At 62.0% G+C, this 15,025-nt stretch carries 14 protein-coding genes; 8 read left to right on the top strand and 6 right to left on the bottom strand.

Going from position 1 to position 15,025, the window contains the following annotated elements; all coding sequences use genetic code 11:
- The first annotated feature begins 20 nt into the window (after nucleotides 1–20).
- Together PDR5_RS07535 and PDR5_RS07530 are read left to right on the top strand one after the other, a co-directional pair.
- Nucleotides 21–1,361 carry a sensor histidine kinase gene (locus PDR5_RS07535; RefSeq protein WP_064594276.1) on the top strand — a complete coding sequence of 447 codons (1,341 nt, stop codon included), beginning with the start codon at nucleotides 21–23 and terminating at the stop codon, nucleotides 1,359–1,361.
- A gap of 308 nt (nucleotides 1,362–1,669) precedes the next feature.
- Nucleotides 1,670–2,821: an integrase core domain-containing protein gene (locus PDR5_RS07530; protein ID WP_064594274.1), complete on the top strand. Its 1,152-nt coding sequence runs from the start codon at nucleotides 1,670–1,672 to the stop codon at nucleotides 2,819–2,821.
- Nucleotides 2,822–2,906: 85 nt separating this feature from the next.
- Here the strand turns inward: PDR5_RS07530 and PDR5_RS07525 are convergent, their stop codons facing one another.
- Nucleotides 2,907–3,473 carry a nitroreductase family protein gene (locus PDR5_RS07525; protein ID WP_064594272.1) on the bottom strand — a complete coding sequence of 189 codons (567 nt, stop codon included), beginning with the start codon at nucleotides 3,471–3,473 and terminating at the stop codon, nucleotides 2,907–2,909.
- Nucleotides 3,474–3,594: 121 nt separating this feature from the next.
- Between PDR5_RS07525 and PDR5_RS07520 the strand changes: the two genes are divergently transcribed.
- Nucleotides 3,595–5,049 (top strand): TrkH family potassium uptake protein, encoded by a 1,455-nt coding sequence (locus PDR5_RS07520; RefSeq protein WP_039765494.1) that lies wholly within the window; start codon nucleotides 3,595–3,597, stop codon nucleotides 5,047–5,049.
- Here the strand turns inward: PDR5_RS07520 and PDR5_RS07515 are convergent.
- Nucleotides 5,006–6,067: an AraC family transcriptional regulator gene (locus PDR5_RS07515; RefSeq protein ID WP_011332998.1), complete on the bottom strand. Its 1,062-nt coding sequence runs from the start codon at nucleotides 6,065–6,067 to the stop codon at nucleotides 5,006–5,008. The two genes, PDR5_RS07520 and PDR5_RS07515, sit on opposite strands and share 44 nt — an antisense overlap.
- A gap of 167 nt (nucleotides 6,068–6,234) precedes the next feature.
- Here PDR5_RS07515 and PDR5_RS07510 point away from each other — a divergent pair, with 167 nt between their 5' ends.
- Both PDR5_RS07510 and PDR5_RS07505 read left to right on the top strand, forming a co-directional pair.
- Nucleotides 6,235–6,546 (top strand): DUF962 domain-containing protein, encoded by a 312-nt coding sequence (locus PDR5_RS07510; RefSeq protein ID WP_041475173.1) that lies wholly within the window; start codon nucleotides 6,235–6,237, stop codon nucleotides 6,544–6,546.
- A gap of 24 nt (nucleotides 6,547–6,570) precedes the next feature.
- Nucleotides 6,571–7,155 carry an HD domain-containing protein gene (locus PDR5_RS07505; protein WP_064594270.1) on the top strand — a complete coding sequence of 195 codons (585 nt, stop codon included), beginning with the start codon at nucleotides 6,571–6,573 and terminating at the stop codon, nucleotides 7,153–7,155.
- A 159-nt stretch (nucleotides 7,156–7,314) separates the two neighbouring features.
- Here PDR5_RS07505 and PDR5_RS07500 read toward each other — a convergent pair whose 3' ends face one another.
- A complete protein-coding gene (locus tag PDR5_RS07500; protein WP_007958385.1) occupies nucleotides 7,315–8,130 on the bottom strand; it encodes a UDP-2,3-diacylglucosamine diphosphatase in 816 nt (271 codons plus the stop codon).
- Nucleotides 8,131–8,262: 132 nt separating this feature from the next.
- Here PDR5_RS07500 and PDR5_RS07495 point away from each other — a divergent pair, with 132 nt between their 5' ends.
- Together PDR5_RS07495 and PDR5_RS07490 are read left to right on the top strand one after the other, a co-directional pair.
- Entirely contained in the window at nucleotides 8,263–9,027 is a 765-nt protein-coding gene (locus PDR5_RS07495; protein WP_064594269.1) for an AraC family transcriptional regulator, read from the top strand.
- Nucleotides 9,028–9,099: 72 nt separating this feature from the next.
- Nucleotides 9,100–9,993: a DMT family transporter gene (locus PDR5_RS07490; RefSeq protein ID WP_007958389.1), complete on the top strand. Its 894-nt coding sequence runs from the start codon at nucleotides 9,100–9,102 to the stop codon at nucleotides 9,991–9,993.
- Here PDR5_RS07490 and PDR5_RS07485 read toward each other — a convergent pair.
- Nucleotides 9,987–10,274, bottom strand: a complete 288-nt coding sequence (locus PDR5_RS07485; RefSeq protein ID WP_039765482.1) for a SelT/SelW/SelH family protein — start codon at nucleotides 10,272–10,274, stop codon at nucleotides 9,987–9,989. The two genes, PDR5_RS07490 and PDR5_RS07485, sit on opposite strands and share 7 nt — an antisense overlap.
- A gap of 71 nt (nucleotides 10,275–10,345) precedes the next feature.
- On the opposite strand from PDR5_RS07485, the gene PDR5_RS07480 reads away from it, so the two are divergent.
- On the top strand, nucleotides 10,346–12,547 hold the full coding sequence (locus PDR5_RS07480; protein WP_064594267.1) for a patatin-like phospholipase family protein: 2,202 nt from the start codon (nucleotides 10,346–10,348) through the stop codon (nucleotides 12,545–12,547).
- Between the two features lie 6 nt (nucleotides 12,548–12,553).
- Here PDR5_RS07480 and PDR5_RS07475 read toward each other — a convergent pair whose 3' ends face one another.
- Nucleotides 12,554–14,335, bottom strand: a complete 1,782-nt coding sequence (locus PDR5_RS07475; RefSeq protein WP_064594265.1) for a FimV/HubP family polar landmark protein — start codon at nucleotides 14,333–14,335, stop codon at nucleotides 12,554–12,556.
- 127 nt (nucleotides 14,336–14,462) lie between these two features.
- Entirely contained in the window at nucleotides 14,463–14,897 is a 435-nt protein-coding gene (locus PDR5_RS07470) for a MarR family transcriptional regulator (protein WP_007958397.1), read from the bottom strand.
- Nucleotides 14,898–15,025 lie beyond the last annotated feature (128 nt).

Raw genomic sequence — 15,025 nt, 5'->3', positions numbered from 1 at the left:
TCTTTGTTTGAGGATTTTCTGTGCGTTCATTGTTCTGGCGTATCCTCGCCAGCTTCTGGCTGGCCATCGCTCTGGTTGCAGGGCTTTCCATTCTGCTGGGGCACATGCTCAATCAGGATGCGTGGATCCTCAGCCGCCATCCGGGCCTCAACACCCTGGCTGCCGAATGGACGCAGACTTACGAAGCCCAGGGCGAAAACGCCGCCCAGGACATCCTCGAACAGCGCAAGCGCCAGTACCACATCGACGTGCAAGTGCTGAACGAAAGCGGCGACCCGGTGGTGCGCGGCACCTTCCCCCGGCGCGCGGCGGCCTTCGAGGCGCGGCAGAACAACGATGACCGACGCCTGCCCTGGCGCCGTCTGACCGACGAATTCACCAGCGAAAAAAGCGGCGACACCTACCTCTTCATCTACCGCATCCCGCACCCGGAACTCGACGCCTGGCACCGCGAAAGCCTGCTCTGGCCGTTGAGCGCGCTGGGCATCGCGCTGGTGGTGCTGACCCTGTTCAGCCTGTTGGTGACCTTTTCCATCACTCGCCCGCTCAGTCGTCTGCGCGGTGCGGTGCACGACCTCGGCCAGACCACCTATCAGCAGAACAGCCTGGCGCAACTGGCCAACCGTCGCGATGAATTCGGCGTGCTGGCCAACGACTTCAACCGCATGGGCGCACGCCTGCAAAGCCTGATCGGCAGCCAGCGCCAACTGTTGCGCGACGTGTCCCACGAGTTGCGCTCACCGCTGGCCCGACTGCGCATCGCCCTGGCTTTGGCCGAACGTGCAAGCCCCGAAGAACGGGAAAAACTCTGGCCGCGCCTGACCCGCGAGTGTGACCGGCTGGAAGCGCTGATCAGTGAAATTCTGGTGCTGGCGCGAGTCGATGCCGACAACGCCAGCGCCGAAGAGGTGGATTTGAATGCCCTGCTCGCCACCCTGCAAAAAGACGCTCAATTGGGTTCGCCAGAGCAGACCGTGCGTCTGGAGGCCGAGCCGGCGCTCAATCTGACAGGCTGGCCGACCATGATCGAACGCGCCGTGGACAACCTGCTGCGCAATGCCCAACGCTTCAACCCGGTCGGGCAGTCGATTGAAATGCAGGCGTCACGTCAGGGCGAGCGGATCGTGGTCAGCGTGCGTGACCACGGGCCGGGGGTGCAGGCCGAGCACCTGAGCCAGTTGGGCGAACCGTTTTATCGGGCGCCGGGGCAGACCGCTGCGGGCCATGGCCTGGGACTGGCGATTGCCCGGCGGGCGGCGGAGCGGCATGGCGGGACGCTGGTGCTCGCCAATCACCCGCAGGGCGGATTTGTGGCCAGTCTTGAGTTACCGCTGGAGCCTGGGATTGTGGTGCAACCCTGAAAAGCCCCCCTCATCGGAACGCCGCCCGCCCAGCCCTCTCGCGGAGGGAGAGGGCGCCGACCGAGGTGTCTTGCGTCATACATCAACCTGAAAAATCGAGTCGATTATGGATCTGCCAAAGCCCCTGAACCGCGTCAATTCCGGATTCGGCCAAGTTCTTTCAGGTCGGTGAACCTCTGAAGCATCCCCCAATCAGTCCCCTCTCCCTCCGGGAGAGGGTTAGGGTGGGTAAAGACCGGGTACATCCTTTACGTTTGAGACCGGGGACATGGTTTACAGGTATCAATCATGGTCAGGAGGTGCTGACCATGCCCTGGAATCAAGAGTCCCCGATGGATCAACGAGTGAAATTAGTCAGTGACTGGCTCAGTGGCAGCTACACCAAGAGCCAATTGAGCCGGCGTTATGGGGTCAGCCGGCCAACCGTCGATAAATGGCTGGATCGGTATGCAGCGCTCGGTGTGGATGGCTTGAAAGAGCAATCCCGCAAGCCTTTGAACTGCCCTCATCAAACCCCGGATGAAATCATCGCCACATTGCTGGCCAGGAAAAACGAGCATCCCGATCGAGGCCCCAAACAGATCATTGATCGCCTGCGAAAGTCCGATCCACAGATCCCATGGCCGGCCGCGAGCACTGCTGGTGAGTGGTTGAAGAAGGCTGGCTTGGTCATTGCGCGGCGCCCTTATCCTTTGCGCCCGCGTGCTCCGACGCATTTACGCCCGGCCGATGAACCCAACCAGACCTGGTGTGCCGACTTCAAAGGGCAGTTCAGGATGCAGGACGGCAATTGGTGCTATCCGCTGACCATTACCGATCAGATGAGTCGCTATCTGCTGCTCTGCCGGGCGCTGCCCGGCACGCACAGCGAGCCGACGCGACAGGGATTCGAATGGGCTTTCCGGGAGTTTGGATTGCCGGACGTAATCCGCACAGATAACGGGGCGCCTTTCGCATCGACCGGTTTGTCGCGGCTGTCGAAGCTGTCCGTCTGGTTCATCAGGCATGGCATCCATATCGAGACAATCACACCAGGGCGTCCTGACCAGAACGGTCGACACGAACGGATGCACCGCCCCCTCAAAGCAGCGGTACTGCGAACACCGGCGGAAAATCTCGTACGCCAACAGCTGGCCTTTGAAGAGTTCGTTCAGGACTTCAACCATGATCGACCACACACCGCACTGGGCATGAAACCGCCGGCTTCCGTCTACAGACCTTCGTTGCGCCCGTATCCGGGCTACTTGCCCGCGGTCGAATATGGCCCTGAGGTTGAGGTACGCAAGGTTCGCTCGAACGGCGAGTTCAAGTGGAAGGGGCAACGAATGTTTTTGGGCGAGGCGCTGATCGGCGAGGACATCGCGCTGAAGGAAGTGGCTGATGACGTGTGGGAGCTGTACCTTTGCAACTTCTGTTTAGGCAGGCTTGAGCGCGGTGCCAACCGCGTATCAAGCCTGTAAAAGGTGTAAACGATGTCCCCGGTCTAATGTGTAAAGGATGTACCGGTCTCTACAGTGAGGGCGCTTTTAAAGCTTTTAACGCCCTTTAAGCCTTACCCGACCAAGCGCTAACAAACTCCGCCAAATCAACCTTCTCGGCCACCCGCGGTTCTTTCTGCGGCGTGCCTAGGTACAGGAACGCAATCACCTCTTCGTCATCCGTCAGGCCCAGTCCCTTGGCGACATGTTTCGAATAAGCCAGATCACCGGTGCGCCACACCGCGCCAATCCCCTGCGCGTAAGCCGCCAGCAGAATCCCGTGCGCCGCACAGCCCGCTGCCAGCAATTGCTCGGCCTTCGGGTATTTGACGTGATCCTGCAACTTGGCGATGACCACGACCACCAGCGGCGCCCGCAGCGGGCCGTTGCGTGCCTTGTCGATCATCGCTTCGGTGACTTCGCCTTCCTGCATCTGTGCAGCTTCGGCCAGCAACTCGCCCATCTGCTCACGCGCCGCGCCTTCGACGGTCAGGAAGCGATACGGCTGCAAATGGCCGTGATCCGGTGCGCGGGTCGCGGCGGCAAACAGCACTTCGCGCTGTTCGGCAGTGGGGGCCGGATCGATCAGTCGTGGAACGGAAACACGGTTGAGCAAAGCGTCGAGAGCCTGCATCGGCCACCTCCTGAAAAAAATGTCCGGCTATTCTAGCTGCAAGTGATCCAGACGCGTCGGTTTACATGCCTTGCACCGCAGGTAGAATGGCGCCCTTCCCACATCAGCCCGAGCGGACTTCATGGCGTTGCCGACCTTACGGATCATTGGTTTCATCATCGGCATCTTCCTGATCACCCTGGCCGTCGCCATGGTCGTGCCCATGGCCACCCTGGTGATTTTCGAGCGCACCGGCGATCTGCCGTCGTTCCTCTGGGCGAGCATGATCACCTTCGTCGCCGGCCTCGCGCTGGTCATTCCCGGCCGCCCGGAACACATTCACCTGCGCCCCCGGGACATGTACCTGCTGACCGTCAGCAGCTGGCTGGTGGTGTGCATTTTCGCCGCGCTGCCGTTTTTGCTGACCCAGCACATCAGCTACACCGACTCGTTCTTCGAAAGCATGTCCGGCATCACGGCCACCGGGTCGACCGTGCTCAACCATCTGGACGACATGTCCCCCGGCATCCTGATGTGGCGCTCGCTGCTGCACTGGATCGGCGGTATCGGCTTCATCGGCATGGCGGTGGCGATCCTGCCGCTGCTGCGCATCGGTGGCATGCGGCTGTTCCAGACCGAATCCTCGGACCGCTCGGAAAAGGTCATGCCCCGCTCGCACATGGTGGCGCGGCTGATCGTGGCAGCCTACGTCGGCATCACGATTCTCGGCAGCCTGGCGTTCTGGTGGGCCGGGATGAGCCCGTTCGATGCGATCAACCACGCGATGTCAGCGATTTCCACCGGCGGGTTCTCGACCTCCGACCAGTCCCTGGCCAAGTGGACGCAACCGGCGGTGCACTGGGTGGCCGTGGTGGTGATGATTCTCGGCAGCCTGCCGTTCACCCTGTACGTAGCGACACTGCGCGGCAACCGCCGGGCGCTGATCAAGGATCAACAGGTGCAGGGTTTGCTCGGCATGTTGCTGGCGACCTGGCTGGTGCTCGGCACCTGGTACTGGTGGACCACCAACCTGCACTGGCTGGACGCGCTGCGCCACGTGGCGCTGAACGTGACGTCGGTGGTCACTACCACGGGGTTTGCGCTGGGGGACTACAGCCTGTGGGGCAATTTCTCGCTGATGCTGTTCTTCTATCTGGGCTTCGTCGGTGGCTGTTCCGGTTCGACGGCGGGCGGGATCAAAATCTTCCGTTTCCAGGTCGCCTACATCCTGCTCAAGGCCAACCTTAACCAGCTGATTCACCCACGGGCGGTGATCAAGCAGAAGTACAACGGTCACCGCCTCGACGAGGAAATCGTTCGTTCGATCCTGACGTTCTCGTTCTTCTTCGCGATCACCATCTGCGTGATCGCCCTGCTGCTGTCGCTGTTGGGCGTGGACTGGATGACCGCGTTGACCGGCGCCGCCAGCACCGTGTCCGGCGTCGGCCCGGGCCTGGGCGAGACCATCGGCCCGGCCGGCAACTTCGCCAGCCTGCCGGATGCGGCCAAGTGGATTCTGTCGTTCGGCATGCTGCTCGGCCGACTGGAGATCATTACGGTGTTTGTACTGTGTATTCCGGCGTTCTGGCGTCACTGATCGCCTTCGGCGCCTCCAGCAACCGCGCCCGGTAATCGCCGGGCGTGGTGTCGAACCAGCGACGGAAGGCGCGGAAGAAATTGCTCGGATCGGCAAACCCCAACAGATAGGCAATCTCCAGCAAGGTCATGCTCGGTTGCGCCAGGTATTGCTCGGCGAGTTCGCGGCGGGTGTCATCGAGCAACTGCTGAAAACTGGTGCCCTCCTCCTGCAAACGCCGTTGCAAGGTTCGCTGCGACAGATGCAGGGTCTGCGCCACCGTATCGCGCTTGGGTTCGCCCTGCGGCAGCAGGCGGCACAACACCTGACGCGCCTTGTGGGTCACGCGGCTTTCGGAAAAACGCGCCAGATACTCCCCGGCGAACCGGTCGTGCAGCAGCGCCATCGCCTCGTTGGCCGTGGGCAGCGGCGCTTCCATGTCGGCCCGTTCGAAGATCAGCGCGTCATACGGCGCGTTGAACACCAGCGGTGCATGGAAGGCTTGTTTGTAGGGTTCAAGATCATCCGGTTCGTCGCCCTGCACCAGCACTTTGCGCGGGTGCAGCGTGCGTCCGGTCAGCCAGCCGCACAGTGCCAGCGCGCAGGCCAGCGAGGCTTCGGCACTCTGGCGGGTCGGTGGCAGATGATCGCCGTGCACCGTCAGGATCAGCGCATAACCCTCGTCGAGCAGGCGAAAACTCAGGTCGGCACTTTCGGCGATGATCCGCTGATAACGCACCAGACGCTGAAAACCTTCCGCCAGCGTATTACTGGACATCAGTGCATAGCCCGCGACATGGAACGAAGCCGGCCGCACCACCTTGCCCATGTTCAGGCCGATCGCCGGATTCCCGGACAGCTCGACCGCCCGTTGCCAGAGTCGGGTCATGGAATCCTGTGGGAAGCGTGCGTCCGGATCCTCCAGCGCCGCGTAGTCGAGCCCCAGCTGTCTGAACAGAACCCGACAATCCAGGCCGTCCATTTCCAGTGCTTTGACAATCCCCATCGCCCAGCTTGCAGAAGTCGTTCTTTCGCTCATGGCGTTTTTTCTTGGATGACATGGTAAGCCGCATACTACGGCCGATTTCCCAAGGATAGTAAAGTGGCGCCGATTGTCACTGGCCGACGCCAATGATCACTCTAGACTCAAATAAGCTACCCGCCGAACAACTTGCAATCAGAACAATAGCCACAGAGATCGCAGTCGTGGAAACCCTCAAGCCTTTCAACAGCTTCGCCGAGTTCTATCCGTATTACCTCAGCGAGCACAGCAACAGCACCTGCCGTCGCCTGCATTTCATCGGCACGACGCTGGTGATCTTCATTCTCGCCCTGACCATCGCCAAGGGCGCCTGGCTGCTTTTACTTGCGTTGCCGCTGGCGGGCTACAGCTTTGCCTGGGTCGGCCATTTCTTTTTCGAGAAAAACCGCCCGGCCACCTTCCAGCACCCGTTCTACAGCCTGCTCGGCGACTTTGTCATGTACCGCGACATGATCCTGGGCCGCGTGCCGTTCTAGAAATTCCGACCAAGAGGATTGCCGATGAATGCCAATGCCCGTTTCACCCACATGAAGGACGGCACACCGGACGACTGGGCGATCATTGCGGCGGATTTCAGCGCCTATGCCCGTCAGTTGCCGGGCCGGATCATGGCGCACCTGAAACTGCTCGAAGGCGATTTCGGCGGTTTCCCGGTGGATCGCCTGACCCACTCGCTGCAAACCGCGACCCGCGCCTTTCGCGACGGGCGCGACGAGGAATACGTGGTCTGCGCCCTGCTCCACGACATCGGCGACACCCTCGGTTCCTACAATCACCCGGACATTGCCGCGGCCATTCTCAAGCCGTTCGTCAGTGCCGAAAACCTGTGGATGGTGGAAAAGCACGGGATCTTCCAGGGCTACTACTTCTTCCATCACCTGGGCATGGATCGGCACCTGCGCGAGCAGTTCAGCGACCACCCGCAGTTTCTGGCGACCGCAGAGTTCTGCGCCAAATACGACGCAGCGGCGTTCGACCCCGAATACGACACCCTGCCGCTGAGCTTCTTCGAGCCGATGATGGAAAGGCTGTTCGCCCAGCCGAAAAACTCGATCTACAAAGCGGCGATGGAAGAGCACGCCTAGGCCTGATGTTGTCTGCACCGGCCTCATCGCTGGCAAGCCAGCTCCCACAGGTTTTTGGGGTGTACACAAAGGCTACGTACACCTTCGACCACTGTGGGAGCGGACTTGCTCCGGGCGGCGATCCGACGATGAGGCCAGCAAAACCGACACACATCTTTTCTAAGCCAGCTCGGCAACCTTCGCCGCTTTCAACTCGGCCTCTCGCGCCTGCGCATCGGCCAGGCGATACAGCTCGATCGTGCCGTCCCAATGCTCGATCAGCGCCGTACACGACTCCACCCAATCGCCACAATTGAGGTAATCCACCTCGCCGACCTTGCGGATCTCGGCGTGGTGGATGTGCCCGCAAACCACCCCGTGCAGCTCGCGTTTCACGCATTCGTGGGCGATGGCTTCTTCGAAGTCGCTGATGAAGCTGACCGCGGTCTTCACCTTGTGCTTGAGATAGGCCGACAGCGACCAGTAGCCGTAACCGTATTTCGCCCGCCAGTGATTGAGCCAGCGGTTGAGGGTCAGGGTGAACTCGTAGGCCGAATCGCCGAGGAACGCGAGCCAGCGGTGGTAACGGGTGATCACGTCGAACTGGTCACCGTGAATCACCAGCAGATGCCGGCCATCGGCGGTGACGTGCACCGCTTCGTCGACCAACTGGATGTTGCCCAGAATCAGTTTCGAATAGCGGCGCAGGAATTCGTCGTGGTTGCCGGTGACGTAGATCACCTCGGTGCCACGCTTGCTCATGGTCAGCAAGCGGCGAATCACGTTGGTGTGCGCCTGGGGCCAATACATGCCGCCGCGCAGTTTCCAGCCGTCGATGATGTCACCGACCAGGTAGATCTTGTCGGCGTGATAGCCCTTGAGAAATTGCGACAGATGCTCGGCCTGGCAATCCCGCGTGCCCAGGTGCACGTCGGAGATCCACAGGGTGCGAACCCGTTGTTTACGGCTGGGTCTGGCGAGCTCGGCGCTGGTCATGGGCAACCCTCTGCGATGTTTTCGCCACTCTGCGCGCGCCCGGTTAATCGACCATGACAGGTGTGCGTCAGTCGTGTGACAAACGCGTCGCCCCTGTGCCGGTGTAGACTGGCGGCTCGCCCGGAGACCGCCATGCAACCGATCCTGACCCTGCGCCATTACAGCCACGACCTGATCGCCCACAGCCACGACCACGCGCAACTGGTGTTCGGCCTGTCAGGCGCGCTGGATTTCGAAGTCGAAGGGCGTGGCAGCCAGGTATTGCAGCAGAGCTTCGTGGTGATCCCCGCCGGCGCGCATCACGCGTGCGGCAGTCCCAAGGGCAGCCGTTGTCTGGTGCTGGATGTGCCGGACGAACAATGGCTGGCGCGCTCGCTGGGCGATCACGCCGATGCCAGCCGTCGCCTGCTGGACAACGCCGCGCGGTTGTCGCTGGATGCCGGGCAAGGTCAATTGGTCAACTGGCTGGCGAACAGTCCGGTGAACGATCCGCTGATTGCGCAACAAGGCGCGGTGTTGCTGCTGGCGAGCCTGAACCACGTGCCACCCGCCGAGATCGTCGCGCGCCGCCTGCCCTACGCGGCACTCGATGCGCACATCGAGCAGTACGCGGCCTATCCGCTGCAAGTGGCGGATCTGGCGCGCATCGCCGGATTGTCCAGCGCCCGGCTGCATGCGCGGTTCGTCGCCGAATGCGGGCAGACACCGATGGACTACATTCGCAGTCGCCGGCTGCACAAAGCCGTGGCGCTGCTGCGCAACACCACACTGCCCGTCGGTGAAGTGGCCAGCCGCGTCGGCTACAGCTCGCAGAGTGCGTTCTCGGCCGCCGTCCTGCGTGAATTCGGTACGTCTCCTACACAATTGCGACGCGAGGCTGACGACAAAAGTCGATAGCCTGCCGACAGACTTTTCGGCCGTTACACGCTTCAATGTGTGCCTGTAATGGTGTTTGGAAAAAGGACTGCAATGACTCCCCGTACCGCCCTCGGCGCCCTGCATATCGGCGCACTGATGTTCGGCCTGACCGGCGTCTTCGGCAAACTCGCCGCCGCAACGCCCGCCGTCATCGTGTTCGGGCGCGCCGCGTTTGCCGTACTGGCCCTGGCGTTCTTCGCCCGTTTTGCCCAGCAGGGCGGCTGGCAGAAACTGCAGGCCGTCGACTGGCGACGACTGGCCCTGAGCGGTGTGCTGCTGGCCGGGCATTGGGTGAGTTTCTTCATTGCGGTCAAGGTCGCGGGCGTCGCCATTGCGACCCTGGGTTTCGCCAGTTTCCCGGCCTTCACGGTGATCCTCGAAGGGCTGATTTTCCGCGAACGCATCCGCATCAATGAAATCGTGCTGGTGGTGCTGGTGAGTGTCGGGCTGGTGCTGGTGACCCCGGCGTTCGATCTGGCCAGCGGCGCGACCACGGGCCTGCTCTGGGCGATCCTGTCCGGCCTGCTGTTTTCCCTGCTGTCCCTGACCAACCGCGCCAGCTCCGGGCGCATCCCGGCGGTGCAGGCAGCGTTGTGTCAGAACGTGGTGGTGGCGTTGTGTCTGCTGCCGGTGGCGGCGCCGCAACTGAGCGAAGTACGGGCCATCGACTGGTTGTGGATCGGTTTGCTCGGGGTGTTCTGCACTGGCGTCGCCCACAGTTTGTTCGTTGCCAGTCTGGCGGTGATCAAGGCACGCACCGCAGCAGTGGTGTTCGCCATGGAGCCGGTGTACGGAATTACCGTGGCCTGGCTGCTGTTCGATGAAGATCCGACCCTGCGCATGCTGATCGGCGGCGCGCTGATCATCGTTGCCATCGTGGTGTCGAGCCGGATGTCAGGCAGCAGCGACAAGAAAACCGTCGCGGCCGAAGCCGCCTCTCACTGAGTACGGTCGTTGTGGCCGAGGTCGCGGTCAGGGTCGATCCGGTCGCGCACCCGCTGCTTGAGCACCTTGGCCTCGGGGAAGCCGCCGTCGGCCTTGCGTTCCCAGATCTGTACGTCGTTGCAGGTAATGTGAAATATCCCGCCGGTGCCCGGCACCAGTGACACTTTGCCGAGGTCATCGCCGAAGGTGCTGAGCAGCTCTTGTGCCAGCCACGCGGCACGCAACAGCCACTGGCATTGCGTGCAATAGGTGATGACGATTTCCGGTTTTGTGACGGTCATGATTGCTGAAACTCCTGAGCCAGAGGGCGCCGCTATAATAGCCGGCTTTATCGCTCGCCCCGAGAATCACGATGCGTCGTCTTCTGATCTGCCTGCTGCTTGGTTTCCTCCCCCTGTTCGCTGGTGTCAGCGTCCATGCCAGTGAGACCACACGCCCGAAAGTCGGACTGGTGCTGTCCGGCGGCGCGGCCCGTGGCCTGGCGCACATCGGTGTGCTCAAGGCGCTGGAAGAGCAAGGTATCAAGATCGATGCGATTGCCGGCACCAGCATGGGCGCGGTGGTCGGCGGGCTGTACGCCTCGGGTTACAAGATTGACGAGCTGGAACAACTCGCCCTGACCATCGACTGGCAGCAGGCATTGTCCGACGCCCCGCCCCGCAAAGACATACCGTTCCGGCGCAAGCAGGACGACCGCGATTTTCTGGTGAAACAGAAGCTGAGCTTTCGCGACGACGGCAGCCTCGGCCTGCCCTTGGGCGTGATTCAAGGCCAGAACCTCGCGCTGCTGCTCGAAAGCCTGTTGGCCCATACCAGCGACACCCGGGATTTCGACAAGCTGCCAATACCGTTCCGCGCCGTGACCACCGACATCGCCAACGGCGAAAAAGTGGTGTTCCGCAAGGGCCATCTGCCCCAGGTGATCCGCGCCAGCATGTCGATCCCGGCAGTGTTCGCCCCGGTCGAACTCGACGGCAGATTGCTGGTGGATGGTGGCATGACCGACAACATTCCCCTCGATGTGGCGCGGGAAATGGGCGTCGACGTGGCCATCGTGGTCGACATCGGCACCCCACTGCGCAACCGCAAGCAACTGGTGACCGTGGTCGATGTGCTGAACCAGTCGATCACCCTGATGACCCGACGCAACTCCGAAGAGCAACTGGCGACCCTGCATCCCGACGACGTGCTGATCCAGCCGCCGCTGGCGAGTTTCGGTTCCACCGATTTCGGCCGAGGCCAGGAGATGATCGACGCCGGCTACCGAGCGACCCAGGCCCTGAACGTGCGCCTCGCCCGCCTCAAACCCGTGCAGTCGCAGGACGCCGAACTCAACGCCGCCCGCGCGCCGGGCCAGCGCACGCCGATCATCACTGCGATCAAGGTCGAGAACGACTCGAAAGTCGGCGATGACGTGATCCGCTATTACATCCGCCAGCACATCGGCGAACCGCTGGACCTGGGCCGCCTGCAAACCGACATGGGCACTCTGTACGGCCTCGATTATTTCGAGCAGGTGCAATACCGCGTGGTGCACAAGGGCACGGATCACACGCTGGTGATCAGCGCGCGCGGCAAACGCACCGGCACCGATTACCTGCGGGTCGGCCTCAGCCTGTCGGACGACATGCGCGGCGACAGCGCCTTCAACCTCGGCGCCAGTTACCGCATGAACGGCATCAACCGACTCGGCGCGGAATGGCTGACGCGGGCGCAGATCGGCGATAAACAAGAGTTGTACAGCGAGTTCTACCAGCCGCTGGACGTGGGCTCTCGCTACTTCGTGGCGCCTTATGCGTCGTTCGCCGCACAAAACGTCGACTCGGTGCTGGACAACGATCCGATCGCCCAGTATCGCGTCGAGCGCTACGGCTTCGGCCTGAATGTCGGCCGGCAGATCGGCAACAGCGGCGAAGTGCGCTTCGGGGTTGGCGAGGCCTGGGGCAAGGCGGATGTGCGGATCGGCGATCAGGATCTGCCGAGCGAGAACTTCAACGAAGGGTTCTATGCGTTGAAGTACTCCTTCGACTCGCTGGACAACGTCTACTACCCCCACGAAGGCGAGGACATCGGCCTGACGCTGGTGCAGTTCGAGCCGAGCCTGGGTTCCGACACGCGCTACCGGCAGTGGGAATTCAAACTGGACAAGGCCATGAGCAGCGGCCCGGACACGCTGATCCTGGGCGGTCGTTACGGCCGTACGCTGGACGATGCCAATGTGGTGACCTCCAGTTTCCTGCTCGGCGGTGCCCGGCAACTGTCCGGTTTCCGCGAGGACGCCATCTCCGGGCAGAACGTCAGTCTGATGCGTGCGGTGTATTACCGCCGCCTCACCCCCCGCTCGTACCTGCCGCTGGACTTCCCGCTGTACGCCGGCGCCTCGCTGGAACGCGGCCGGGCGTGGAACAACGACAACGAGTTCGACAGCGGCTACATCAACGCCGCCAGCGTGTTCATCGGCTTCGATACGCCGCTGGGGCCGCTGAACTTCAGCTATGGACTGAACGATGCGGATGAGCAGGCGGTGTACCTGAACCTCGGGCAGACCTTCTGACAGCGGTCAGCGAATCCCCGCCAACAGCGTGCGCGCCGTTTGCTTGAGGGGTTCGTCAGCCTCTTTGAGCAGTTCGTTGAGCAAGGCAATGGCGCTATCGATATCGCCGTCGTCGATGCAGGTCTGGGCCTGTTCGAGTTTGCCGGCGTTGGCAGCGTCTGAGGGTTCGGGCTCCAGTTCAGGAGCATGTAGCTCCAGTGGTTCCAACGAGAGCGACGAACCGGGATCGCCAAACTCGTTGAGAAAGTCCTCATCCAGCGGCTGCGTTTCCGGTTCGACGATCCATTCCAGTTCGGCGGTTTCGGTATCGTCGGGCAGGGTTTCCGGCAATTCGAAATCCTGTGGCAGTACCTGCAGATCGGAGCCGAGCGTTGATGGCGCCTGTTCAGGTGCGTCGGTGGTGGAGCGAGTCTCCTCAAGATCCCAACTCGACGCCATCGAGAGCTGATCCAGGTTCAGTTCGAAATTGTCTTCGGGTTCCGGCTCCACAGGGGGTTCGGTCGGCAGCGCAGCAATCACCGGAGCCGCTGCCGCCAGAGGTGCGGCGCTGGCCAGTTTCGGGTAGCGGGCGCGAATCTCCTGCAAGCGCTGATCCTCGACCCCGAGCTGGCGCAGGCGGTTTTCCTGCTCGTCATAGATCGGCGTGTCGCCCTGCCGCCCCAGCACTTCAAGCAACTGCACGCCAAGGTCGATGCGCTCCGGCTCCCGCTGCAACGCATCGCGCAACAGGCCGGCGGCCTCGCCCAAGCGTCCGTAAGCCAGATAAATGCCGACCGCTTCCAGCACATCGCCGTTGGCGTGTTCCTCGCGATGCTCGACAGCACTGTGAATGGCACTCGGCTGCATCGGTTCGGCGTCGTCGACCGGGGGTTCGTTTCGTACCGGCAGGAACGGCAACGGCGCAGCAGTCCCTTGCGCCTGCTGGCGTTGCCGGCGCACATACAACCCCGCCACCAGCAACCCCAGTACCAGCAACAATCCGCCGAGCAGCGGCCAGTTTAGTGAATCCTCTTGAGCCTCGACCGGGGCAATGACCGGCGCCGGCACAGGTGCCACGGGCGCTGAGGTCACTGGGGGTGCCTGTTGCACTTCAATCAGACGGGCCTGCAAATCACCGAGCTGTTTCTTGCCGTCAGCGATCAGCACTTCCTGCGCCTGAAGCTTCACGTTCAATGCATCGATGGTTTTTTGCAGTTGCTGGTTCTGCACAAGACTCGCCGCCAGTTGTTCGGCCTGCGCGGCGGCGACCGGAGCCGGTGGCTGCACCGGCGCAGCAGGTTTGGCCGGCGTAGTTGCGGTGGGAGCCTCGGGGGTCGGGAATTCCGAGGATTGCGCGCGCGCCGTTGGCTCGTCGGTGGCCGGAACAATTCCCGGTGAGCCCGGCGGGTCGATCAGCACGGTGTATTCGCGCAGCAGGTGGCCGTTGGGCTGATCGAGCTGCACGAGGAAATTCAGAAAGGGTTCGTTGACCGGTTTGCTGGACGTCACCCGGATCATGTTGCGATTGCCGCGCAGGATCGGGGTGAACTTGAGGTCATTGAGAAAAAACACGCGCTCGATGCCGGCGCGGCCAAACTCGTCCGCCGAGGCCAGACGGACCGCCAGTTCGCTTTCGCTGACGGCCCCGACATCCACCAGCGCGATGTCAGCCTTGAGCGGCTGATTGAGGGCTGAATGCACGGTGATGTCACCGAGCCCCAGCGCCAATGAGGCGGTGGACCAGGTGAGAACACCGGCCACCAGCAGCGAGTTGGCGCAACGCTTTACCACGTGCCGACTTCCGAGCATGAGCATCCCTTGAATAAGCAAAACCGACTTCTATGCGTTCGCACATCCGGTACGAACACGATATTGCCCAGTAGTTCTTATAGTCTGCCCAGCGCGTTCTCTCAAAAAAACGGCACGCGGTTGTGCCTCAAGACTTTTCCAGATTGGCAAGAATGTGCCCGTGAACCCGCATGCACACCTTCAAATCCGCTTCGTCGACGCCTTCGAACAATTCCTTGCGCAGTTGCGTGGCGATGGTTTCGATCTGTTCGATCAGCGGCAAGGCCGGTGAGCACAGCACGATTTTTTTCGCCCGGCGGTCTTCCATCACGGACTGGCGTTGCACCAGGCCCTGGCTTTCCAGGCTGTCGAGCAGACGGGCCAGGGTCGGCCCTTCGACGCCGACGCTTTGCGCCAGCTCCCGCTGGGTCGGCGCCTCTTCGAAGCGCGCCAGATGCAGCAGCACCAGCCAGCGCGCCTGGGACAAGCCCAGGCCGGCCAGCCGGCGATCGAGTTCGGCACGCCAGCCACGGGACATCTGGGCCAATTGCATGCCAAATCGGTGTTGATCGGTTAACGGCATAAAACACTCATGATCAGACTGAAGAAATAGAGAAAAACTAATTATTAGTCAGCTAAGCATGACATTTGCCTATAGGCAAGAGGCGTCCTGTACTGAATCGTTACATCGGTATAGCGGTTGGCACAAAC

Source organism: Pseudomonas sp. DR 5-09, assembly GCF_001655595.1.
GTDB classification, from domain to species: domain Bacteria; phylum Pseudomonadota; class Gammaproteobacteria; order Pseudomonadales; family Pseudomonadaceae; genus Aquipseudomonas; species Aquipseudomonas pharyngis.
This window is presented reverse-complemented; position numbering and strand designations above follow the sequence as displayed.

Coding starts and splice junctions, on each gene's coding strand:
- PDR5_RS07530 (WP_064594274.1), top strand. CDS start 1,670: ATGCCCTGGAATCAAGAGTCCCCGATGGATCAACGAGTGAAATTAGTC.
- PDR5_RS07525 (WP_064594272.1), bottom strand. CDS start 3,473: ATGCAGGCTCTCGACGCTTTGCTCAACCGTGTTTCCGTTCCACGACTG.
- PDR5_RS07520 (WP_039765494.1), top strand. CDS start 3,595: ATGGCGTTGCCGACCTTACGGATCATTGGTTTCATCATCGGCATCTTC.
- PDR5_RS07515 (WP_011332998.1), bottom strand. CDS start 6,067: ATGAGCGAAAGAACGACTTCTGCAAGCTGGGCGATGGGGATTGTCAAA.
- PDR5_RS07505 (WP_064594270.1), top strand. CDS start 6,571: ATGAATGCCAATGCCCGTTTCACCCACATGAAGGACGGCACACCGGAC.
- PDR5_RS07500 (WP_007958385.1), bottom strand. CDS start 8,130: ATGACCAGCGCCGAGCTCGCCAGACCCAGCCGTAAACAACGGGTTCGC.
- PDR5_RS07495 (WP_064594269.1), top strand. CDS start 8,263: ATGCAACCGATCCTGACCCTGCGCCATTACAGCCACGACCTGATCGCC.
- PDR5_RS07490 (WP_007958389.1), top strand. CDS start 9,100: ATGACTCCCCGTACCGCCCTCGGCGCCCTGCATATCGGCGCACTGATG.
- PDR5_RS07485 (WP_039765482.1), bottom strand. CDS start 10,274: ATGACCGTCACAAAACCGGAAATCGTCATCACCTATTGCACGCAATGC.
- PDR5_RS07480 (WP_064594267.1), top strand. CDS start 10,346: ATGCGTCGTCTTCTGATCTGCCTGCTGCTTGGTTTCCTCCCCCTGTTC.
- PDR5_RS07475 (WP_064594265.1), bottom strand. CDS start 14,335: ATGCTCGGAAGTCGGCACGTGGTAAAGCGTTGCGCCAACTCGCTGCTG.
- PDR5_RS07470 (WP_007958397.1), bottom strand. CDS start 14,897: ATGCCGTTAACCGATCAACACCGATTTGGCATGCAATTGGCCCAGATG.